This is a genomic window from Gluconacetobacter sacchari (genome assembly GCF_014174255.1).
GTDB classification, from domain to species: domain Bacteria; phylum Pseudomonadota; class Alphaproteobacteria; order Acetobacterales; family Acetobacteraceae; genus Gluconacetobacter; species Gluconacetobacter sacchari.
In genome coordinates this window covers 1-22,712 of the sequence record NZ_JABEQJ010000006.1, presented here as the reverse complement: position 1 = coordinate 22,712, position 22,712 = coordinate 1, and the positions used below count along the sequence as shown (strand labels likewise).

At 69.2% G+C, this 22,712-nt stretch carries 20 protein-coding genes; 8 read left to right on the top strand and 12 right to left on the bottom strand.

Translation table 11 applies throughout. From position 1 onward, the window contains the following. Nucleotides 1-126 precede the first annotated feature (126 nt). Together HLH48_RS06220 and HLH48_RS06215 are read right to left on the bottom strand one after the other, a co-directional pair. Entirely contained in the window at nt 127-1,071 is a 945-nt protein-coding gene (locus HLH48_RS06220; protein WP_182996638.1) for a DUF4880 domain-containing protein, read from the bottom strand. Beyond that, nucleotides 1,040-1,654, bottom strand: a complete 615-nt coding sequence (locus HLH48_RS06215) for an RNA polymerase sigma factor (protein WP_246387006.1) — start codon at nt 1,652-1,654, stop codon at nt 1,040-1,042. The genes HLH48_RS06220 and HLH48_RS06215 overlap by 32 nt, the downstream gene beginning before the upstream one ends. Before the next feature lie 20 nt (nt 1,655-1,674). Between HLH48_RS06215 and HLH48_RS06210 the strand changes: the two genes are divergently transcribed. Further along, the gene (locus HLH48_RS06210; RefSeq protein ID WP_264813167.1) at nt 1,675-3,129 is read left to right on the top strand and encodes an MFS transporter; all 1,455 of its coding nucleotides are present in this window, start codon (nt 1,675-1,677) and stop codon (nt 3,127-3,129) included. A gap of 39 nt (nt 3,130-3,168) precedes the next feature. On the opposite strand, the gene HLH48_RS06205 is transcribed toward HLH48_RS06210, so the two are convergent. After that, nucleotides 3,169-3,576: a rhodanese-like domain-containing protein gene (locus HLH48_RS06205; protein WP_182996636.1), complete on the bottom strand. Its 408-nt coding sequence runs from the start codon at nt 3,574-3,576 to the stop codon at nt 3,169-3,171. Between the two features lie 114 nt (nt 3,577-3,690). On the opposite strand from HLH48_RS06205, the gene HLH48_RS06200 reads away from it, so the two are divergent. After that, nucleotides 3,691-4,725 (top strand): cysteine synthase A, encoded by a 1,035-nt coding sequence (locus HLH48_RS06200; protein ID WP_182996635.1) that lies wholly within the window; start codon nt 3,691-3,693, stop codon nt 4,723-4,725. Here HLH48_RS06200 and HLH48_RS06195 read toward each other — a convergent pair. After that, nucleotides 4,670-5,986, bottom strand: coding sequence for an MFS transporter (locus HLH48_RS06195; RefSeq protein WP_264813166.1), 1,317 nt, complete (start codon nt 5,984-5,986; stop codon nt 4,670-4,672). The genes HLH48_RS06200 and HLH48_RS06195 overlap by 56 nt on opposite strands. A gap of 37 nt (nt 5,987-6,023) precedes the next feature. Continuing rightward, nucleotides 6,024-6,782 (bottom strand): PRC-barrel domain-containing protein, encoded by a 759-nt coding sequence (locus HLH48_RS06190; RefSeq protein ID WP_182996634.1) that lies wholly within the window; start codon nt 6,780-6,782, stop codon nt 6,024-6,026. A 147-nt stretch (nt 6,783-6,929) separates the two neighbouring features. Between HLH48_RS06190 and HLH48_RS06185 the strand changes: the two genes are divergently transcribed. Then, nucleotides 6,930-7,652: a response regulator gene (locus HLH48_RS06185; RefSeq protein ID WP_182996633.1), complete on the top strand. Its 723-nt coding sequence runs from the start codon at nt 6,930-6,932 to the stop codon at nt 7,650-7,652. A gap of 40 nt (nt 7,653-7,692) precedes the next feature. Further along, entirely contained in the window at nt 7,693-9,090 is a 1,398-nt protein-coding gene (locus tag HLH48_RS06180; protein WP_246387029.1) for an ATP-binding protein, read from the top strand. Nucleotides 9,091-9,125: 35 nt separating this feature from the next. Here the strand turns inward: HLH48_RS06180 and HLH48_RS06175 are convergent, their stop codons facing one another. The 4 genes from HLH48_RS06175 to HLH48_RS06160 form a co-directional block, all read right to left on the bottom strand. After that, complete coding sequence (locus HLH48_RS06175; protein WP_182996631.1) at nt 9,126-10,487, bottom strand: sensor histidine kinase; 1,362 nt, start codon at nt 10,485-10,487, stop codon at nt 9,126-9,128. Between the two features lie 22 nt (nt 10,488-10,509). Further along, nucleotides 10,510-11,166 carry a response regulator transcription factor gene (locus HLH48_RS06170; RefSeq protein WP_182996630.1) on the bottom strand — a complete coding sequence of 219 codons (657 nt, stop codon included), beginning with the start codon at nt 11,164-11,166 and terminating at the stop codon, nt 10,510-10,512. A gap of 113 nt (nt 11,167-11,279) precedes the next feature. After that, complete coding sequence (locus tag HLH48_RS06165) at nt 11,280-13,595, bottom strand: TonB-dependent receptor (protein ID WP_264812449.1); 2,316 nt, start codon at nt 13,593-13,595, stop codon at nt 11,280-11,282. Nucleotides 13,596-13,715: 120 nt separating this feature from the next. Next, the gene (locus tag HLH48_RS06160; protein ID WP_182996629.1) at nt 13,716-14,726 is read right to left on the bottom strand and encodes a lipid A deacylase LpxR family protein; all 1,011 of its coding nucleotides are present in this window, start codon (nt 14,724-14,726) and stop codon (nt 13,716-13,718) included. A gap of 404 nt (nt 14,727-15,130) precedes the next feature. Between HLH48_RS06160 and HLH48_RS06155 the strand changes: the two genes are divergently transcribed. The 4 genes from HLH48_RS06155 to HLH48_RS06140 all read left to right on the top strand — a co-directional run bounded on the left by HLH48_RS06155 (nt 15,131) and on the right by HLH48_RS06140 (nt 19,203). After that, the gene (locus HLH48_RS06155; protein WP_182996628.1) at nt 15,131-15,709 is read left to right on the top strand and encodes a YqaA family protein; all 579 of its coding nucleotides are present in this window, start codon (nt 15,131-15,133) and stop codon (nt 15,707-15,709) included. Nucleotides 15,710-15,844: 135 nt separating this feature from the next. Next, the gene (locus HLH48_RS06150; RefSeq protein ID WP_182996627.1) at nt 15,845-16,846 is read left to right on the top strand and encodes an SDR family oxidoreductase; all 1,002 of its coding nucleotides are present in this window, start codon (nt 15,845-15,847) and stop codon (nt 16,844-16,846) included. 96 nt (nt 16,847-16,942) lie between these two features. Then, entirely contained in the window at nt 16,943-17,818 is an 876-nt protein-coding gene (locus tag HLH48_RS06145) for an ABC transporter ATP-binding protein (protein WP_182996626.1), read from the top strand. Beyond that, nucleotides 17,815-19,203, top strand: a complete 1,389-nt coding sequence (locus tag HLH48_RS06140; RefSeq protein WP_182996625.1) for a hypothetical protein — start codon at nt 17,815-17,817, stop codon at nt 19,201-19,203. Before HLH48_RS06145 ends, HLH48_RS06140 begins: the two co-directional genes overlap by 4 nt. A gap of 136 nt (nt 19,204-19,339) precedes the next feature. Here the strand turns inward: HLH48_RS06140 and HLH48_RS06135 are convergent, their stop codons facing one another. From HLH48_RS06135 to HLH48_RS06125, 3 genes are all read right to left on the bottom strand, one after another. Next, on the bottom strand, nt 19,340-19,732 hold the full coding sequence (locus tag HLH48_RS06135; RefSeq protein WP_182996624.1) for a hypothetical protein: 393 nt from the start codon (nt 19,730-19,732) through the stop codon (nt 19,340-19,342). Between the two features lie 76 nt (nt 19,733-19,808). Beyond that, nucleotides 19,809-20,690 carry a 4-(cytidine 5'-diphospho)-2-C-methyl-D-erythritol kinase gene (locus HLH48_RS06130; protein WP_264812450.1) on the bottom strand — a complete coding sequence of 294 codons (882 nt, stop codon included), beginning with the start codon at nt 20,688-20,690 and terminating at the stop codon, nt 19,809-19,811. Between the two features lie 7 nt (nt 20,691-20,697). Then, nucleotides 20,698-22,482, bottom strand: a complete 1,785-nt coding sequence (locus tag HLH48_RS06125) for a tetratricopeptide repeat protein (protein WP_182996622.1) — start codon at nt 22,480-22,482, stop codon at nt 20,698-20,700. Nucleotides 22,483-22,712: the final 230 nt, after the last annotated feature.

The following is a 22,712-nucleotide window of genomic DNA, read 5'->3' as shown; positions in this document are numbered from 1 at the left end:
GGGCTTTTCATAGGGTGGAAGACAATGATGCGTTGCCTCGCGCCCCTGTTTTCCGCGTCCCGTTTTTGTGAAACTTAAATGACGACGGGCATGGATCGCCGCCGGCCCACGGTCCCGGACAGATGTTCAGAACATATCCAGCCGCCCCGCCGATGCGACATAATCGACATGCAGCACGGCGTGCGCCACCCGCGCGAAGGCATCCGGGTCGTCGAGCGCGAACGACCCCATCAGCACGCGCCCCCCGGCCTGCCCATGCACCACCAGCTTCTTTCCGTTATAACGGTTGAAGATCGCGGCGGCATCGCCAAGCGTCTCGCCCTGCAATTCCACCACGCCGCGCTGCCAGTTGGTCGCGTGCGCCAGTTCCTCCGCCGTCAGGGCACGCAGGCGCGGAGGCTCATCCGCCACCAGGGTCAGGCAATCCCCCGCGCGCAGCATGAAGCGTTCGCCCGTGCCCCGCCGGATCGCCACGGCATGCCCCGACAGCAGCAGGCCGCTCGTGCGGTCGCCCCCCGTCGAAACCTGCACCTGCCCGACCGAGCGAAAGCTCAGCCCGCCGGCATCGAGCCGCGCCTCCCGCCGGCTCGACAGCACGCACCGCCCCTCCAGCAGCAGCGCCGCCTCCCGCCCGACCAGCAGGCCGGAAAAACAGTCGAGCCGCACCGTCCCGCCCGCGATCCCGACCGAACGCGGCGCCGCGTCGCGCACGGTATAGAAGCGCCCCATCTCCCGCGACGGCGCCGCCCGGCCGCCGATCGCCAGCGCCACCGAAGCCGCCACCATCGCCCGGCGCGACAGGCGCCTGGGCGGCGATGCCGACGCCGCGACAGGCGGCACGGGCGCAGGCAGCACGGGCGCGGGCAGCGCGCCCGGCCGCAGCGCCGCCGCGCGTTCCGTCGCCTGCCAGACCACCTGCGCGCGGATCATCGCGCCCCGATGACGGATATCGGCACCCAGCCACCGGTTCAGCGCCTCCTGCTCCCCCGCCGTCAGCGCGGCACGGTCCATGCGCGTCACCCAGTCGGCGGCGATGGCGTCAGGCGTTGGATTTTCCTTTGCGGGCGTCACCGGCTCGCTGTCCGCCCTGTCCCGGCAGATCCCGGCCGGCATAGGCTGTACCGACGATCCTGAGCGCCCTGGCAAGCTGCTTTTCGACCACATTCTCCGAAACATTCAGGTGAAGCGCGCATTCGCGTTGTGAATATCCATAAAAGCGGCGCAGCACGAACACGTCCCGGCACCGGTCGGGCAGATCGCGCGCCACCTGGTCGAGAAAACGCAGTTCCTGCCGCGCGGTCACCGACCGTTCGACCGCCTGCCCCAGGTCGGGGATCTCCGCGCCGGAAAAATCCGTCAGGGAATCGAACGAAACGATCCGTGCCTTGCGATAGTGTTGAAGAACCAGATTGCGCGCCACACCAAAAAACCACGCGCGCGGAAATCTGATGGACGCGGGATCGGCTTCGGCCAGTTCCACCCAGGCCTGCTGGATGATGTCGTCGATCTCGATCCCCGAAAACCGGCGCAGCCAGCTCCGCACGTCCCCCTCATGCGGAAGGATGTGGGTCGCCAGCCAACGATTTCGTTCTTCGGGACGCAATGGACCACACCCAGTCGCACAAGGACGGCGCGTCGATAGCACGCTCCCCATGCGCGAAATGTGATAAACTCGTGACAAGCCCGGCCGGCCCGATCGGCCATCCCGCCATGGCCCCCGCTCCCGTGGCGCGGTATGGTCCCGCCATGCCGATCCTGCCTTACATCGTCGCCGCCACCTTCTTCATGGAGTATCTCGACTCCACCATCATCGCCACGGCCCTGCCCGCGATGGCGCGCAGCTTCCATGTCGGCCCCAACGAACTCAGCCTGGGCATGACGGCCTACATGCTGACGCTGGCGGTCTTCATCCCGATCAGCGGCTGGATGGCCGACCGTTTCGGCTCGCGCACGATCTTCGCCACGGCGGTCGCCATCTTCACCGCTGCCTCGGTGCTGTGCGGCTTCGCCGGCAGCGTCGGCACGTTCATCGCCACCCGGGTGCTGCAAGGGCTGGGCGGCGCGATGATGGTGCCGGTCGGCCGCTTCATCGTGGTGCGCAATACCGAAACCAGCCGCATGATCCAGGCCATCTCCACCATCACCTGGCCGGCGGTGGCCGCGCCCGTGGTCGGCCCCACGGTCGGCGGCATGATCGTCACCTTCGCAAGCTGGCACTGGATCTTCTTCATCAACCTGCCACTGGGCCTGGCGGTGCTGGGCGTCATCTTCGCCGTGGTGCCGCAGCAGTTCGGCGAGCGCCGGCCGCTGGACTGGGGCGGCTTCCTGCTGGGGGGCGCCTCGCTCACGGCCATCCTGCTGGGCACCGAGCTGGCCAGCAACACGCAGGCCAGTCCCCTGCTGGCCTGCGGCCTGTTCGGCGGCGGCCTGCTGCTGGGCACCGCCACCCTGCGCCACGCGTCGGGCCAGCCCCACCCGCTGCTCGATTTCCGGCTGATGCGCCACCCCACCTTCGGCGTGACGGTGCTGGCCGGCACACTCTCCCGCCTGACGATCGACGCCATTCCCTATCTGGTGCCGCTGCTGCTCCAGGTCGGCTTCGGCCTCAGCGCCTTTCGCGCCGGGTCGCTGATGCTGGCCTTCGCGCTCGGCAACCTGGGCATGAAGATGTTCACCACCCGCATCCTCACCCGCGTCGGCTTCCGCGCCACCGCCGCCGTCAACGCGGCGCTGGGCGCGGCCTTCATCATGCTGGCGGGCACGATGGTCCCCGCCACGCCGGTCACGCTCCTGCTGCTGGTGCTGCTGGGCTGCGGCGTCACGCGCTCCATGCAGTACACGCTGCTGGCAACCCTGGGCTACGCCGATATCGGCACGGAGGAGAAGGGCGCCGCCAGCACGCTGCTCAGCGTCAACCAGCAGATGTGCATCGGCATGGGCGTCGCCTTCGCCGCCCTCACCCTGCGGCTGACCGCCCTCCTGCGGGGCGAGCACCCCTCCACCGACGCCTTCACCCCCACCGATTTCCACTGGGCGTTCCTGGTCGTCGCCGTCCCCCTGCTGCTGTCGATCCCCCGCTATCTGCGCCTGGAGCGCACCGCCGGCGCCGCGCTGCGCAAGGCGTCCTGAAGGCCTTCCCGCCGACGATCCGGCCGCGCCCCCGCGGCCCTAGTTCTGGCGCCAGGGCAGGCCGTCGGCCTTCCACCCGGCCGTGGCACCGCGATGCCCCTCCGCATCCAGCGGCCCCTCGAAGCCACCCGCCACGTTGAACACATGGGCAAACCCCGCCATCCGCGCCGCCATGGCGGCCGACTGGCTGCGCGCGCCCGACCGGCAGATGAAATGGATCTCATGCTCCGGCGTCAGCCCTGCCGCCTGAAGCTGCTCGACGAAACGCGGATTCGGCGCGCCGCCAAGCGTCTGCCACGACACCGGGATCACCTGCTTGCCGACCGACGCCAGGTCGGGCAAGCCCACGAACATCCATTCCGCATCGGTGCGGACATCGACCAGTTGCGCCTGCGGGCGGCTGCCCAGCGCGTCCCAGGTTTCGGTGGGGGCTACGTCCTCGATCATCTTGTGTCCCATCGCAAGAAATGCACATTGTGCGCCTGACGGGCGCCCGGCCCCGGCCAGGCGCATTCCGGCGGCCGACAGCCGCCACGCACGTTGCGGAGAAGGTGCTGCGTTATGGACCAAAGTGCAAATCCGGCCCCGATCGGCTGGGCAACCTCATCCCCCGGGATGACTGCCGCGATCGGCCACACGCCGCTGATCCGCCTGCGGCGCGCGTCAGACCTGACGGGCTGCGAGATCCTGGGCAAGGCCGAATTCATGAATCCCGGCGGCTCGGTGAAAGATCGCGCGGCCCTGGCGATCATCGATGACGCCGAACGGCGCGGCCTGCTCAAGCCCGGCGGCACGGTGGTCGAGGGCACGGCGGGCAATACGGGAATCGGGCTGACGCTGGTGGCCAATGCCCGCGGCTACCGCTCGGTGATCGTGATGCCGGAGACCCAGAGCCAGGAGAAGATCGATTTCCTGCGCATGATCGGCGCCGACCTGCGGCTGGTTCCGGCCAAGCCGTTCCGCGACCCGGGCAATTACGTCCATGTCTCCCGCCGCCTGGCCGAGGAAACCGGCGCGGTCTGGGCCAACCAGTTCGACAACCTCGCCAACCGCGAGGGCCACCGCGCCACCACCGGGCCCGAGATCTGGGCCCAGACGGCGGGCCGGATCGACGCTTTCACCTGCTCGTGCGGCACCGGCGGCACGCTGGCCGGCACCGCGCTGGGGCTGGAGGACGCCGCCCGCGCCGAAGGCCGCGCCCGCCCGCGCATCGTCCTGGCCGACCCGGAAGGCTCGGCGCTGTACGGCTGGGTCAAATCCGGCGACATGAGCATCAGCGGCAGTTCGATCACCGAGGGCATCGGCCAGTCCCGCGTCACCGGCAACCTGGAAGGCATCGCCATCGACGACGCCGAACGCATCCCCGACCCCGAGGCCCTGGACCTGATCTACGACCTGCTGCTCCACGAGGGCCTGTCGATCGGCGGCTCCTCGGGCATCAACGTCGCGGCGGCGATCCGCGTCGCACGCCAGATGGGCCCCGGCCACACCATCGTCACCATCCTGTCCGACGGCGGCAGCCGCTACCAGTCCAAGCTCTTCAACCCGTCTTTCCTGCGCGAGAAGAACCTGCCTGTTCCGGCGTGGCTGGCGTAACGGCCTCGTCCTCCGCCCCGGATGCCCGCATGGCATCCGGGCGCGCCGTGTCGCCCATCAGCAGCGCGACCAGCACCACGCAGACCACCCCCGCCGCCGCCAGCAGCAGAAAGGCCAGCGACGCCGAGCGATCGGCCACCGTGCCGGCCAGCGAGGTCGAAAAGCTCGCCCCCGCCCCCATCGCCAGCCCCAGGATGCCCATGCACATGTTGAACCGCCCGCTGATCCGCGTCAGGTCGGCGGCGACCAGCGGCATCATCACCCCGAACGACGACGAACTGATCCCGTCCAGCAACTGGATCGCGATGATCAGATAGGGGTTGGTCGTCGTCGCCAGCAGCGCGGCGCGCAGCGGCAGCGCGGCGAACGTCACCAGCATCACCGGCCGGCGCCCGATCGTCTCCGCCAGCCGGCCGATGACCGGCGACAGCGCCGCGCCGACCAGTTGCGGCAGCAGGATGCAGGCCGCGATCACGATCTCGGCGATATTGCCCGCATCCTTGGTCACCTGCCCCGCCGCCAGCGACAGGATCCCCGCCGCCGACAGATGGAAGAACGCGACACAGATCGCAAAGGCGAACAGCCGCCGGTCGCGCAGCAATTCCCACATCGCCCCCTTGGTGCGCGGCGGCCGCTCGCCCTCGGCGATGGCGGCGGTATTGATCGAGGCCGGCGCCTGGGCCGGTTCGATCATCATCAGCGCCAGAAGCCCCGGCATCGCGAGCGCGGCGCCGAAGAAGAACACCGCCTGGGGCGACACCCAGTATCCCACCGCCCCCATCAGTCCCGAGCCGATGGCATTGCCCACCGACGCGAAGCTGGCATTGCGGCCGAATCGCTCCCCCAGCATCCCCTTGCCGTCATCGGGCAGGCGCAGCACCCGCGCCGCCACCACCGCCAGCGTGATCGCGCCGATCGCGGGCGTCAGCGTGCAACTGGCCAGCCCGTGCAGCACCTCGGCCAGCGCCACGGGCAATTGATGCGGAAAGATCGCCAGCAGCAGGCACGAGAAGATCACCGCCAGGATCGACAGCGCGGCCACCCGATGCTTGTCGCGCAGGCGATCGACCAACATTCCCGCCGGAACCTGGCTGACCATGGCGGTAATCGACCCGATGCTCAGGACGTATCCGATCTGCCCCTGCGTCCAGTGGGCCCCGGTCAGGTACACCGCGATGAACGAGCCGAAAGACGCCTGTAGGTTTCCGACGAAGAAATTGAGCAAATCCAGCCCACGCTGGCTGTTCCTGGGCAATCTCACGCAGGGCCGTCCCCGCGCCGCCTGTCGTCGCGACGGCTCATCGCGCCATGAACCCCGACCGCCCGGAGGTCGCGTGCTCCGCCGGAGGCGACTCTCCCCCGCCGCCCGGCGCCCCGGGCACCAGCGGCGGCGGCACGGGCGGCGGCCCGATCGAGACCGGCCCGGGCTCGGCGTCGGCCGGCGCCATGACGGGGGCCACGGGCGCCGCCGCCGGCGCGGCCTGCGGCACGGGCGCGGGCGGCGGCGCCTGCACCACCGTCACGTCCATCGAGGTCGCGTCATAGGCCGGGGCCGAACGCACGCTGGCGCCGTCGATCCGCAGCCGGACCGGAGTCTTCTCCGTCAGCCCGCCCAGCGCGAAGGCGTCCCAGGCAATGGCGATGCGCCGGTTGCCCACGCCCAGAAAACCGCCGACATCCACCACCATGGCGGCCGGGTGCCCGCTCTGGTCCAGCAGCACGTCGATCACCTGCCCGACATGGCTGCCGTTCGGCGCCACCACGTCGCGGTCGATCAGGCTGCCCAGCCGGCGGGTGGCGGTGGCCGCAGCCATGGCCGGCGGCCCCCGGTCCGGCGCGACCGGCGCCGCGGCCGGCAGCACCGGCGGGGGCACCGTCAGTTCGGGCAGGTCGCCCGTCGGCATGTCCCGCGCGGCATCGCCGATAAAGGGCATCCCCGCCGCGCGAACCGGCCCGGACGACAGGACGAGAAGACCGGACAGCGCAGCGAGCAGGACCGCCGGACACGACAAGCGGCCGGGCGTACGCGCGACCGGGGACAGGGTGGAATGTTCCATTCGCAATCCTGTGCATGAACCGGGCGCTCCTGTCACAGGCTTCCGGAGGGTCCGGGGCGTTTTTTTTCCGCCCCGCCCGCTCCACGGCCATTGCAACCGAATGAAACATCGGCTGCGCGGGCGCGAAAAGAGCGGTAAGGGAGGGGTATGGAGCCCCTGCCGCATATTCTGGTCGTCGACGACGACCGCGAAATCCGCGATCTTCTCGCCCGCTTCCTCGAACGCAACATGTTCCGCGTCACCACGGCGCGCGACGGGCGCGAAACGCGCAAGGCGTGGCAGGCCGGCCATTACCAGATCGTGGTGCTGGACCTGATGCTGCCCGGCGAAACCGGGCTGGAACTCGCCCGCTGGCTGCGCGAGCAGGCCAATGTGCCGATCATCATGCTGACGGCGATGGGCGACGAGACCGACCGCATCATCGGCCTGGAGATGGGCGCGGACGACTACCTGCCAAAACCCTTCAACCCGCGCGAACTGCTGGCGCGAATCCGCGCCATCCTGCGCCGGGCGGGCGACGGCGCGGCACCGCGCGCCGGCGGGCCGCTGTCGCATTCCCTGCATTTCTCGGGCTGGACGCTGGACGCGACGCGCCGCCGGCTGCTCAACCCCGACGGCACCGAGGTCGCGCTGACGGGCGGCGAATACGATCTGCTGTCGGCATTGCTGGACCGCGCCAACCGGGTCCTGACCCGCGACATGCTGTTCGACCTGCTGCGCGGCCGCCAGGCCGGCCCCTTCGACCGCGCGATCGACGTCGCCATCAGCCGCCTGCGCCGCAAGCTGGAAGATAACGGCCGCAACGCCCAGCTCATCAAGACGGTCCGGGGCGGCGGCTACGTACTGGCATCCGATGTCGAACGCCGCTAGGCCCGGTTCGCCCGCCGACACGCCGCCCCTCCACCGTCGCATGCTCCGCCGGTTCCGGCCCCGGTCGCTGGCCGCCCGCACCAGCCTGCTGCTGATCGTCGGGCTGGGCATCATCGAGGCCATCGGCCTGGCCGTCCACGCGCTGGACCGGATCGATTTCGACCGCCGCATGATCCAGCAGGAAAGCCAGAATCATGTCGGCATGATCTATCGCTCGATCGTCGAGACCCAGCCCCAGGACCGCGAGGCCGAATTGCTGGCCCTGCATCCGCCCGCGACGTTCCACATCGCCCTCACCCCGGGCCCGGACCCCGACATGGTCGAACAGGCGGCCAGCGACCCGCTGGCCCGCCTGCGCATGGGCCATCCCCCCTTCGCCCCCCCGCCCTTCGCTCATCCGTCGCAGAACCTGCCGCCGCTGCCCCCCCACATGCGCCCGCGCCAGGTGCTGTTCAGCGCGCCGCACGGCTCGCCTCGGCGGGCGGTGGCATTCCTGCTGCCCGACGAAACGCGCTGGCTGACGATCCGCTACGTCCTGCCGTCGCCCAATCCGTTCCGCTCCCCCACCTTCCCGACCGCCTTCGCGCTGATGACGGTGGCCGGCGGCATCCTGATCGTGTGGGGCGTCCGGCGGCTGGTGGCCCCCGTCGGCACCCTGGCGGCGGCGGCCGAGGCCCTGGGCCGCGACGTCAACGCCCCCCCGATGTCCGAGGACGGACCGCTGGAAATCGCCCGCGCGGCACAGGCCTTCAACACCATGGCCAGCCGGATCCGGCGTTTCGTGACCGACCGCACCCTGATGCTGACGGCGATCGGCCACGACCTGCGCACCCCGATCACGCGCCTGAAGCTGCGGGCCGAATTCGTCGAGGACGACGAGCTGCGCGGCAAGTTCCTCGCCGACCTGGACGAGCTGGAATCCATGGTCGCCGCCACCCTGGCCTTCGGCCGCGACACCTCGCGGCGCGAGCCCATGGGCCGCCTGGACCTGACCGCCCTGCTCCAGACCATCCTGGACGAGGCCGCGGAAACCCACCCAGACCAGGCCGAAGCGATCGGCTTCTCCACGCCCCCGCCGGCGGTCGCCATCGCGGCCCGTCCGGTGGCGCTGAAACGCGCGCTGAACAACCTGGTCCAGAACGCCATCCTCTACGGCGGCGGCGCGCGCGTCACCCTGCAAGCCCCGCAGCCGGAACATGAGGGCGAAAGACTGACGACGATCCTGATCGAGGATGACGGCCCCGGCCTGCCACCCGAGGACCTGACCCGGATGTTCGAACCCTTCGTCCGCGCCGAGGCCAGCCGCAACCGCGAAACCGGCGGCACCGGCCTGGGCCTGGCCATCGCCCGCAACATCATCTGGGGCCTCGGCGGCGACATCCGGCTCGGCAACCGCACCCCCCACGGACTGCGCGCCACCGTCACCCTGGTCTGCTGAAGACCGGAACGCGGCCGGCGCGCGAACGAAACACATCAGGGCGACATGCAAGGCATCAGGATGGACGCCATCAGCCCCGGCCCATCGTCACGCCCGGAGAGTTCGATCCTGCCGCCGATTCTCTCGACAGCCCGCGCCGCGATCGCCAGGCCCAGCCCGGTGCCCACGCCCGGCGCGCCGCCCACCTGGTGGAAGCGACGAAAGACATCCGTCCTGCTGTCTTCGGGAATGCCCGGCCCCCGGTCGGAAATGTCGATCCGCAGCAGCCGCGCAGTGTTCCGCCTGAGCGTACCGAGCCTGATCTCGACGATGCCACCGGCGGCGGCATGGATCATGGCGTTCTCGACCAGCGCCGACAACGCGGTTTCCAGCAATGCGGGGTCCGAGTCGACGATCGCGGGCCCGTCGCTGTCGAACGAGAATGCGATGCCGCTGCGCGCGGCAAGCAACGCCTGCCGTGCCAGAAGCGCGGCGACGAGATCCGCGACATCGAATCGCGTTCTGCTGGCGGTCGTCGCATCCAGGCGGGCCAGCAGCAGCATGCGGTCGGTCAACGCCCGCGCCTGATCGATCGATTGAAGCAATGGCAGCATCCGCGCATGCGGCAGGCCCACGGTCCGCCCCAGCAACTCGGCATGCATGCGAATGGCCGCGAGGGGCGTGCGCAGTTGATGCGCGGCGGCATCGGTAAAGGCCTGTTCCTGTTCGATACCGCTTCGGACGCGTTCGAACAGCGTGTTCAATGTCCCGATCAGGCCGCCCAGTTCCCGCGACCACTGGGCAGGGTCGAGCGGGTCGAGATCGTGGAACGAGCGGCAATCCAGTTGCCGGTTCAGCCGCCGCATGTCCGAAAGACCGTCCCGAAGCATGGTCCAGAGCAGAAATACGCAGAACAGAACAAGAAGCTCCACGGGGAACACAATGTCGTAGATCAGGTTCGTGAAGCCCCGGTCGATGTCGGCCCGGCGCTCGCCCACCACGATCAGCAGGCCATGACGCGGAATGTCCATCCCGTACGACCGCCAGCCCTCCCGGCCGAAGGTATGAAAACCCGGATCACGCGGGATGCCGCCGCCGGGCGGCGCATTCTCGGAACGGACGATCTCGGTGCCATTCCGGAAGACGGCGAACATCCTCTGCCGTGCGCCGGTCCGAAAGGCCAGCTTGTCCTCGGCACTCAACAGGCTGTCCGGGACATGCGCATCGGCGCTTTCCGACAGTTCCTCCTGCATCAGCGCATAGAGCATGTTCGCGCTGACCCGCAGGCTGCCGTCCGATGCCCGGTCGACATTCGCGCGCGCCATGACGTACGCGATGCCGCCGGCGGCCGAGCCGAGCGCGATCAGCACCAGCAGCATGCGGATATAGACGGCAGCCGTCAGGGAGCGAAGACGCATCGAAAAGGCACTCCCGAAATCCCTATTTCGGGATCGTATACCCCAGCCCCCGCGCCGTGATGACGAAATCGGCCCCGAGCTTGCGCCGGATCGCCGATATCGCGACTTCGATCGTGTTGCTGTCATAATCCCTGCCGCCGTCATACAATTCGTCGGCAAGATCGGACTGCGAGACGAACCGGCCCGCGCGGCGCGCCAGCAGCGCCGCCAGCTTGAATTCCTTGGCGGTCAGATGCACCGGCCGACCGTCCCGCCGCACGACGCGGCCTGCCAGGTCGATCTCCACGTTCCCGAGGGCCAGGATATCGGACAGGCGCCCGTCCTGCCGGCGGATTTGCGCCCGGATGCGGGCCGCCAGTTCGGCGAGATCGACAGGCTTGACGACGAAATCGTCCGCTCCGGCATCGAGGCCCGCCACACGATGCCGGGGGTGATCGCGGGCCGTGACGATGATGACCGGGATATAGACGGATTGCCGACGGACCTGGCGCAGCAGTTCCTCACCGGACAGGACAGGCAGACCGAGATCCAGGAGCACCAGGTCGAAGCGCGCCTGCGTCAGGGCACTCGCCGCCGCCTCGCCGTCCCGGCACCACCGGACATCATAGCCGTCCTGTTCCAGTGCGCTCTTCATCGCCACGCCAAGCAGGTCGTGATCTTCCACAAGCAGGATCTGCATCCGATGTTCCATCCCGCGAAAAAAAGCCGGCGGACCGCGGTCCCACCCCCTCGCCGGGGCCGCGCCGGCTCATCAGGCTACCCGACAGGCTCCCGGCGGCAAGGCCGCGCGGCTCAGAACCCCGCCTTCGCCGTCGCGACCACGGCCAGGCCCGGCGCGATCAGGTAATCCGGCGCCGTGCCCTGCACGCCATGCGTCGTCACCGCGTTGGTCGTCACGCTCTGCACACCGGACAGGTAGTTATTGTTCGTCAGATTGATGAAATTGACCTGGATCGTCGGGCTCTTCATCGGCCCGTATCCCGGCAGCCGCGCGCCGACCGATGCGTTCATGTCGTAATATCCGGGAATGTACTCGTCGTTCATGAAGGTGGAATATTGCCGCGACACGTACCGGATGCTGTAGTTCCAGAAGACCGTGCCATTGTCCCAGTCGATGCCCAGAGCCCCTGTCCAGCGCGGCGAGCGCACGGCCGTCCTGCCGCTGGTCGGCAGGCCGGCAATATTATTGTCGATCGTGGCATGCAGATACTGGCCGGAAACATAGGGCCGAAAATGCCGGAACGGCCGCGTCCCCGCTTCGAGGCTGACGCCGTCCGACGTCTGGCCGCCGGCATTGAGGTCCACCGTCTCCGCGCCGTTCGTGCCGGGAATGACGCTCTGGATCTGCCGGTTGGTGAAATTATAGTGGAAATAGGTCGCGCTGGCGACAAGCAGCGGACCGTTATAGCGATAGCCGATCTCTTCCGAGATCGAATATTCGTCCTTCAGGTTCGTGGTGCCCCGGACTGAAATCCCGTGCCCGTAATAGGCATCGTACAGGGTCGGGGTCGCCGGCGAGCGGAAATTCGTCGAAACGCTGGCGAAGATCTGATGTTCCCTGCTGAACTGGTAGCGCGCCGACAGCGCCGGCAAGGGCTGGAAATCGTTCAGGACGACCTTGTATTGCGGGCCGGGCAGCATGTTGGTGCCGTTGCGGTTGACCATCGCCACCTTGAGTCCGGCATCCACCGTCAGCTTGCCGCCAAGGTAGGTTGCACGATCCCCCGCGAATAGCGCATCGACGGTCGTGATCGTCGAGATGTTCTGGTAGGCAAGCAACTGACCATTGGCGAGTTTGATATTGTCGGTTTCACCGAAGATATTGACAGGTCGTCCGCTGAAGGTAACGGGCGACAGGATGACCGAATCATGGTCGTTCGCGTAATCGAACCACCATCCCAGATAGACATCATGGTGGCTGTTGATCCTGTAATCGGTCTTTGCCGTGAAGCCGCCCCGATATTGGTCGTTCTGAAAGGCCATCAACGTCATGGCGTCGGTCGTGCCGTCTCCGGCCGGCCGGGCATAGGGCAGGTCGAGCGGCTGCGTGACGGCTTCCGTGCCGAGGAAATTGCCGTTGGTATTGTTGATGAAGGCGCCCGCCCCGCTATTGCCGTAGCCATGCCAGAAATAGGGCGTGACATCGAGCTTCCAGCGGTCCGTCAGCGTGACGTGGGACGGCGCGCTGAGCAGCAGGTTGTCGTAGGGGTTCCGATTGAGCCGCCAGTAATTCTGTCCCTCCGGCCCCAGGACATAATGTCTGTCCCAGGTGAAATCGCGGCCATAGGTCTGCCAGTCCGCCATCGTCGTCGAGGGCCACGTGTTTTCGATGGAGTCACGATAGGCCCCGACGAAGGTGACGCGATTGTCATCGCCCCATTCCTTCACCGCCTTCCAGTCCATGTTCCAGATCGTGTCGTGACCGGGCCCGCGCCAGGCATCGTCCTGCTGGTTGGCGTAGGAGACATAGGCGCGTACGCCGCTATGGCCGATCTCGCCCGTATCGAAGCGGACGAATTCACGGTGATAGTTGAACGAACCGTAGCCCAGCGTCACAAGGCCACCCATCTTCCGGGAGGGATCACGGTCACGGAAGGAAAGCAGGCCCCCCGAACCGTTGATGGTCGGCGTGTCGAGATTGGAAGAGCCCTGCTGGACGGTCATGTCCTCCAGATCCTCGTTGCTGGCGAATTCCGACGTGTCGATCGTGTAGACGCCGACATCGGTCGCAGGGGCTCCCTCCCACGTCATCGCCATTTCGGATTGATCGAGGCCGCGCAGCGAGATGGTGCCCCCCGTCACGCCAAACGGATCGGCCGACCCCACGACCACGCCCGGCAGCAACTGCACCAATTGCAACGGGTTTTGAGCCGGCGATTGCTTCTGGATAAAGTCTCGGCTGACGGTGCTGACCGATTTGGGCGCGGTTTCGGGCTTGATCAGGCCACCACCCGGTTGCAGGCCCGTCACGCCGTCCGCCGACCGGTGACGGCGGAACGTGACGACGATATTTTCCCCGGTCGGCTTCGTCGCGGTGCCGGCATGGACCGGCCGGACCGGCTTGCCGGGCGCCGCACGGGTGGGTGACGCGCCTTGGGCGTGACGCACAGGCAGGTTTCTGACTGGTGTCTGCGCATAGGCATGAAGGCCCGCGAACGCACCCGTACAGGCCAGAAGGCATGCATATGAGCGGGAACCCGTCGTGATTTTAATGGAAACCCGCATCGTTCAGAACCGTACGCCGGCGACCAGCGAGCCGAACTGGTGCATGCCGCCGGTCTGGCCATGGAATTCGCGGGCCTGGAACACCTGCGTGTAGCTGATCCGCACCCCATGCCAGATCAGGGCCGCGCCAAGCTCCACTTCCCCGACCTCGTTGATCATCGAAACATGCGACAGATAGGGCGCACCGCCCGGGTCGAGGGTGATGTCATTGGCGACCATCTGGCCGTCGCCGCCGCCGAACACGTACCATACCAGCGGCCGGGACGGCATGTATGCGTCCGCCCCCGTGATGCCGGGCTGTATCCGCGCCACGCCGAAATCGGACTCCAGGCCCTGGCCGATGCGGAAAAGCGCCGATGCCTGCCCGTAACTCCGCACATTGCCGGCCGCGATCGTGGCCGCCGGCAGCACATCGACCTGCATGCCGGCCAGGCGCGCGAGCGGCAGTCGCCACGTCCGCTGCGCCATGACCTCGCCGACCGCCTGATTGGGGAGCTGGTCATGCCACCCCGCATCGTGGCCCTGGCCGATGACATTGTGGAAACCGTCCTGCAGATCGCCGGCGCCCGACCCCGGCCCCATGACGCCAAGCGAGAAGGAGAGAATGTCCCGCGTCGTCCGCGAGTCCTGGATCAGGGTCGCCGTTGCCTGAAGCAGCCCGGCATAGGGACGGTCATAAGGCGCGGGCGGGGCAACAGACGTGTCGCCGGGCGTAAACATCGATTGCGCGATATCGATCGCAAATCGCTGGCGCCCCGCGCCCCAGATCGCATGGCCCAGACGCTGCATCCAGCCGGGCGTGATGTCCGTGGGCGATGTGTATCCCAGCCGCAAGCCGTTGACATAATAGCGATCCGTCAGCGACGCGGTGCTGATCGAGGCATTCTCGTCCTGAAGCGTGATGATGCTGCGCGGGTCGGCTGGCGGCAGGTCCGCTGCCTGCGCCCTCGTCCGGGAGAGAAATCCGGTGCCAATCAGCAAACCGATGGACGTGACCGCCAGCCTGGACGCCAACGGCAGGGCCCTCCTGAAGACCTTGATATCCTGTCCCACCCGGCACGCCCTTTCCTGACACCAGGCGCGCCTCCTAACATGTCAACCTGATGCGAACCTGATGATGGCGGGTCCACCCCGTCACGTTTCCAGAATTTCTCCCGACAGAGACCGATACAGTAAAATATGGTCCACATCCGGCCGGAAGAACGCATTCTGAAAATAACGATCAAATATCGATGCCGATGAAGATATGTCCTTCTTCTTCCGGCGCCCGTCGCCGGAACCGGCAGGCGGGCAGACGCAGGCACGGATGAAAATGGCATGATCGCCGTATTTCAGACGCCCCCCGATTGCGCACGCCGCCCGTTTCGGGCGTTGTGTCAGGCGGAATCCGGCCCCGACACCCGACCAGGCGCACCGACATGCTCGACCGACTCTACGCCCGCACCCTGTCCCTGGCCGCCAGCCGCCACGCCCCGCTCTGGCTGGGCGTGATCGCCTTCGCCGAGGCCAGCGTCTTTCCCCTGCCGCCCGATATCCTGCTGGTGCCGATGGTCCTGGCCCATCGCGACCGGGCCTGGGCGCTGGCCGCGCTCTGCACGCTGGCCAGCGTCTGCGGCGGGCTGCTCGGCTGGTATATCGGGGCCGCCCTGCTGCAACACGTCGCCATGCCGATCATCCATTTCTACCACGCCGAGGCCCGGCTGGCCGCGATGCAGGCGCAGTTCCGCCACTGGGGCGTGGCGATCATCCTGTTCAAGGGCCTGACGCCGATCCCCTTCAAGATCGTCACCATCGCCAGCGGGGCGGCGCATTTTCCGCTCATCCCCTTCGTGCTGGCCAGCCTCGTCACCCGCGGCGCCCGCTTCTTTCTGCTCGCCGCCCTGCTCCGGCGCTACGGCGCTTCGATCCAGGCCTTCATCGAACGCCGCCTGACCCTGGTGGCCACCCTGTTCGGCGCCATCCTCGTCGGCGGCTTCGTCGCCCTGAAATATCTGTAGAAGAACCCGCCCCCGGCATACCGCCCCCGACTTGCGGCGCGCCCGCTCCCGGAGCAAACAAGGCGCACCCACCACGATCCCCACCACGATCCCCACCACGATCCCCACCACGATCCGTCGAGCGGAGTCCGCACCATGCCCCACCAGATCGCCGTCATCACCGGAGCCGGCGCCGGAATCGGCCGCGCCACGGCGCGGACCCTGGCGCGCGCGGGGTGCGACGTCGCGCTGATCGGCCGCGACGCGGCACGGCTGCAAGACACGGCGGCGGAACTGGCGGAACTGCATATCCGTACCCTCACCATCGCCGCCGACGTCACCGACGCCGAGGCACTGGAACGCGCGGCCGACCGGATCGAGGACACGCTGGGCCCGATCACCCTGTGGGTGAACTGCGCCGGCGCGGGCGTCAGCGGCCAGTTCGTGGAACTCGCTCCCGAGGAAATCCGCCGCGCGACCGACGTGACCTATCTCGGCACCGTCTTCGGCACCCGGACTGCGCTGATCCGCATGCGGCGGCGGGGGTACGGCACCATCGTCAATCTGGACGCGCTCTCCCTGCCCCGCCCGCTGCGCAGCATCGAAAGCGGCGCCCGGGCGGCAATCCGCGCCTTTACCGAAAGCCTGCGCCCCGAAATCCTGCATGACGGCGACCGCATCCAATTGTCGCTGGTCAGCCTGCCGGCCATCAACACCCCGCGCTTCGTATGGACGCGCAACCATACCGGCAAGCGCCTGCGCCCGGCCGGCCCGGTCTTCGAACCCGAAATCGCGGCCGAGGCGATCAGCCGCGCCGCCTTCGGCCGCCACCGCGACCTGCGGGTCGGCCTGTCGGGCGTGGGCCAGCGCGTGGCCGCCCTGCTGGCCCCCTCGCTGCTGGACCGGCGCCAGGCCGTCCACGCCTATCGCCAGCAACTGGAAAAACATCCGGCCGACGACGACACGCCGGACAATCTGTTCACCCCCGTCGCCGGCGCCCACGCCGCGCACGGTCCCTTCGACCATCTCAGCCGGCGGCGCATGCCGCTGCTGCTGACCACCACCCTGCAGACGATCCTCGCCGGCACCGCCCTGGCCGTCGGCGCGGCCGCCCTGCTGGCGACATTGCGCCGCGGGGCCGCGGACAGGCGCGGGTGACGCTCCGGCCCGTCTCCACGGACCTCCCGCCGCTGCCCCTTGACAGACAAGCGTTCGACACTGCAACAATTTGCAATGTTTTCCGACGCATGAACGATGCCTGATCCAGAAATCCCGGTCGAAATCTCCCATCTGCGCAAGGTGCTCGGCGGACGCCCCGTCCTCGACGATCTCAGCCTGACCCTGCGCCCCGGCGAGATCACGGCCCTGCTGGGTCCCAACGGCGCGGGCAAGACCACATTGATCGGCTGTCTGCTCGGCCTGCTGTCGGTCGATGGCGGCACGGTGCGGCTCTGGGGCGAGGACGCCACCTCCCTGCGCGCCGAAACCCGGGCGCGCATCGGTTTCGTGCCGCAGACCATGACCGGCTTCACCTGGTTCCGGGTCGGCGAATTGATGGCCTACCTGTCCCGCTACCGCGCCCGCCCCGACGACACCGAGGACCGGACATGGGAGGACTGGGCGGCGCTCGACCCGCGCGCGCGCATCAAGACCCTGTCGGGCGGCGAGCGCCAGCGGCTGGCGATCGTGCTGGCGCTGCGCTTCCGCCCCGACCTGATCGTGCTGGACGAACCGGTCGCCAGCCTCGACCCGCAGGCCCGTTACGATTTCATGCGCCTGCTGCCGGCCTATGCGCGGCGCAGCGGCGCCAGCGTGCTGATCTCCTCGCACATCATCTCGGACCTCCAGGACACCAGCGACCGCTTCATCATGATGCGCCACGGGCAGGTGATGCTGGACATGACGGCGCGCGAGATCGCGGCCACCGTCCGCCGCCTCTCCGGGCCGCCCGACGCGGGCTGGAACCTCGACGTCATTGCCGCCCCGGGGGCCGCCCCGGGGACCGCCCAGGGGGCGGAAGGCGTGTGGGTGCGCGGCTGGCATCCGGCACTGGACGCGGCGGCTGCGGCGGCGGGCCACGCCATGCTGCCGGGGGACATCGAACGGCTGTTCCTGGCCCTGACCCGATGATGGACACGCTGCATGCGCTCCGGCTCTATGTTTCGCCGGTCTTCATCCGTGAAAATCCCTCCCTGATCCCCGCCGCGGCCTATGGCGCCATCACCGCCTTCAGCCTGCACCACCCGCGGCCGGGGCACCCCGGCAGCCTCCACGATATCGGCATCATGTGGTGGCTGGCGCAGCAGGCGCTCTTCACCGGCCTGTGCTGCCAGTACTGGCGCCAGGTGCGCTCGCCGCTGTCGCCGATGGTCCCGCGCCTGATCGGGGCCGAATACCGGGCGATCCACCTCATGCTCGCCCTGGCGCTGGGGCTGCTCGCCGTGCCCGCCATCGTGCGCGGCCTACCGCTGCTGAACGTGCTGGCGCTGGAATCCCTCAACCTCGCGCTCAGCACCGGCAGCGACCTGACCGGGCCGAAGGTCCTGCGGCCGCGCCTGCGCAAGGCGCGCACCGCCATCGTCTTCGGCCTGTTCGCCCTGTTCATGCTGCCCGCGATGCAGGACCGGCTGATGCAGGCCCCCTGGTTCGTCGCGCTGGCGCTGCTGGCCGTGGCGCTGCCCGCGGCCCTTGTCGAACTGCACCACGATCCCTTCGCCCATCCGGGGGAGCAAGGCCCCGCCCGCTCCGCCGCCGGGCCGGACGGCGGGCCGCCGCGTGCCACCGTCCGTGCCCTGGCCCGCGTGCTGATGTGGCAGCCACCCGCCCTGCGCGCGATGCCGCTGCCCAACGGGCTGGCCACCGGCGCGCCGCTGGGACTGTTCGTACAGTCGGCCCTGATCCTCATGGCGAGCACAGTCCTGATGCTGCTGGTCAACGGACTCAGCACCCTGCGCGTGCCCACGCCGCAAGACGGGCGCGAGGCCGCCACCATGGCACTGGGCCAGGTCGTGATGCTGGGCGCGGCGGTCCTGCCCAGCTGGATGCTGTCGCGCCGCGACTGGCCGTTCCTGCTGTCGCTGGGCCCGTTCGGCGCGCGGGCCGATTTCGCGCGCGCGCTCTACCGCGCCCATGCCGGCCGCGCCATAATGGCCGGAATCATCCTCAGCCTGTTCGCCGCACTGGCCGCCGGCCTGATCGGCACGGTGCCGCCGCTGCGCGCCCTGGCGGCGTGGCCGGCCCTGGCGGCCGTCATCATCGGCGGCAGCTACCTGCCCAGCCTGGCCGTGCTCTCGCCCGTGACCAACCGCCCCGGCGTCATGCTGCTCCTGTCGATGCTGGGCAGCATGGCCGGCCTCCAGCTCTATACCGGCGTCCTGTTCAACGGGCGCCTGCCCCCGCCTCTGCTCTACTGGGGCCTGCCCGTGGCGGCGATCGCCTTCGCGCTGCTGATGGCCCGCCTGGCCCCCCGGGCGCTGGCCCGCGCCGACTGGCCGATCGAACCGCCCGCGCTTTAGAGCATCATCCAACCGGATGGACTCATTCGGTCGGATAAAGATGCTCTATAAAACAATGATCTAGAGCCATATCCGTGAACCAGTGTGAACGGATATGGCTCTAGGCCCAACGCGCATATTCAACGACGGCTCGGCATCAGCTCGGCAGGCCCGTCTTCCCCTTGCCGGAATGCATCATCGCCTGATGCCGGGTCAGGGCCTGCACCACGCGCCGCACATCGTCGGGCGCCAGCGCCAGCCCGACCGGGCCATAGGCCGGGTGCTGGAAGGCGATCAGCGACCCCTCGCTCAGCGCCTCGGGCTGGACGGCCCAGTTGGTGCGCAACACCGGCACCACCGGCACGCCCTCGATCGGCGGCGGCGGCAGGGTCTCGACCATCGCGCCGCGCACGGTGCCCAGGCTCGCGATCAACTCGCTCAACTGCGCCAGCGTAAGGGCGATCGCCCCCTCCACCCCGCTGCCGTCCAGAAACGCCAGCGTGGCCGTCTGGCGATCCTCAGACAGCGTAACCTGCATCCGCGCGCTCATCCCTCGCCTCCCGACCCGTCACGGGATGCAGGATACCACAAGGCGGGCGGGAGCAACCCGGTTCTCGGACAGAGGCTCAGGCGAAAAGGGAACCGGCCCAGACCCACCAGTCGGGCCGTTCCACCGCCGCCCGCGCGGCCTCGGCGGCCTGCGGGCTGTCGAACAGCGCGAAACAGGTCGCGCCGGACCCGCTCATCCGCGCCAGCCGGCAGCCGGGCGCCGTCTCCAGCACGTCCAGCACGGTACGGATCGCCGGACACAGCGCGCAGGCAGCGTCCTGAAGATCGTTGGTCAGCCCCGAAAGGTCACGCGCCATCGCCGCCACGTCAGGCCAGGCGGCGGGCAGGGCGGCGGCCGGGGTAAAGACCGGCGCGCGCGCGCGAAACACGGCGGGGGTCGAAACCGCCTCGCCGCAATTCACCAGCATCAGACCACAGGGCGGCAGGCCCGGCGCGGGGTCCAGCCGTTCGCCGATGCCGCCCATGCGGGCGGCGCGCTGGTCGACGCAGACGGGCACGTCGGCCCCCAGTTCGGTCGCCAGCGCCATCAGCCGCTCGCGCGGCACGTTCGCCGGCCAGGCGCGCAGCAGCAGCCGCAGCGCCGCCGCCGCGTCGGCCGAGCCGCCGCCGATGCCCGAGGCGACCGGCAACCTCTTGTCCAGCACGATATGCAGCGGGTCCAGACGGTCGGTGCCGCCGATTTCCGAGCGCAGCAGGCGCGCCGCCCGCAGGATCAGGTTGCTGTCGGCATCCGCCGCCAGCCCGGCCCCGAACGGCCCGGCAATATCCAGCGAGACGGCGCCGGCCGCCCCGTGGCCGGCATGCAGGGCCAGCGTGTCGCCCGCGCCGGCAAACACCGCCAGACTGTCCAGCAGATGGTAGCCATCGGCCCGGCGCCCCGTCACATGCAGGTAGAGATTGATCTTCGCGTGCGCGGATTCGTACAGGGTCCCTGTCACGGGCGATTCAGTCCTTCTTCTGGCCGGACGGTGCCTGAACCGGCGGCCCGACCTGATGGACCGAACGCGCCGCCTCCGCAAGGGCATCGCTGATCCGCCGCGCGTCGCCCGGGTCGCTGGCGGGCAACCCCTGGGCGAAATGCCACTGGTTGATCGCTTCGCGCAGCCGGCCGGATTCCTGGTAGGCCACGCCCAGATGGTAATTGACCGCCTGGTCCTCAGGCGTCTGTTCCGCCGCGCGCTCCAGCACCGCGACGCCCTCGGCGATGTGCCCCTGCCGCACCAGCGCCCAGCCCAGACTGTCGCGGATCGCCGCGTTCTGCGGCTCCAGCGCAACGGCCCGGCGCAACAGAGACTCGGCATGCGGCAGGTCGCGCCCCTGCTGCACCAGCGAATAGCCCAGATAATTCAGCAGCAACCCCTCATCGGGCGCCAGGGCCAGCGCATGCTCCAGGTCGGATTGCGCCTGCGGCCACCGGTCCAGCCGGTCATAGGCCACGGCCCGGCCGAACAGCAGCAGCCAGTCGTCACCGGTCAGGGTCCCCGCGGCGGCGATCGCGCGGCTGTAGGAGCTCTCGGCCCCAAGCCAGTCCTGCCGGTCCGATTGCAGGTCGCCCAGCGTCTGCCAGATACGCGGCTGGCCGGGCTGGGCGGCGATCAGCCGGTCCAGCACGGCCTTCGCGTCGTCCCACCGCCCGGTGGCGGCATCCAGCCGCGCCAGTTGCAGTTGGATGACGCTCGCCAGCGGATCGTCCGCCCCCACGCCGGCCAGCATGTCCCGCGCCGCCGCCGCATGGCCGCTCTCATACTGGAGCGCCGACAGCATCAGCCGCGCCTGGCCCTGGGCCGGGTCCAGCCCCAGCGCGAAGCGCAGCAGCAGCATCCGCATGTCCCGCAGCCCGACATCCTGGGCCAGCCGGCCCGACGGATCGGCCATCCGCTCCACTTCCTGCCCCACCAGCCCGGCCAGGAAGGTATAGGCCTGCGCGATGCCCTGGCGCGGCGCGGCCGGCGGCGCGCGGTCCATCGCGGCCACGATGCCCTGCCGCGACAGCGACAGGCCGGGCGCCCCGGCCAGCAGAACGTCGACCAGATGCGCGGCCTGGGCGCGCCGCCCCTGGCCGATCAGCCAGTGCCCCAGCGTCAGGACGGCAAACAGGTCATGGCCCGATTCCGGCGCGGCCAGCGCCGCGCGCATGAAGCGGTCCGCCCGATCGGTCCAGCCGGCGGCGCGGGCGATCAGCGCGGCATGCACGGCGTAATATCCACCCAGATCATGGTCCGCCACCAGCGGATCGAGCGCGGCGAGCGCGCGCTCGCCCTTCCCGGCCCCCAGCAGGGTCCAGCCTTCCAGCAACGGGCGCACCGTCGCCAGCAACGCATCCGTGCGGACCCGGCCATAGGCGGCCAGCGCGCCGGTCCATTGCCCGGTCCGCACCGCCTGGTTGCCCAGTACAAGCTCGGCCAGCGTCTGGCCCGGCAGCCGCGCCGCCAGCACGGCCGCCGAGTCGTCGCCCGCGAGGGCACTATAGAGAAAGGCCCGCCGCAGCAGGACCGGCTGCGCCGGATCGATCTGCGCCGCCTGGCGGAACGCCGTCGCGGCCACCGCGTCCTCCCCCTCCAGCGCCGCGACGGTGGCGACCAGATACGGGGCATCCAGGCCGGGCGGCCACGACGCGGCGCCGCTCTCCACGACGGGCGCGGGCGGTCCCGCCACCTCGCGGGCGGACAGGGCGCCGGCCGGCGCCGACAGGGCCAGAAGAAACGCGCAGAAAGAGCGAAGACGCTGCATGATGGCGGACCCTACCCCGCGTCGGCTAAACTGCCAAACACCCACCCGCGCAGGAGTTCCCCGGACAGCATGATGGAAGCACTCGCCCTGCTGCGGCTGTATGTCGAATGGGGAGCCGACGCGGCGCTGGACGACCGCCCGGCGAACCGGCTGGCCCACCTCCCGCCGCCCGCCTCGTCCGCGCCGCCCCCGCGCGCCCCGGCCGCGAGCCCGCCACCCGCCGCGCCACC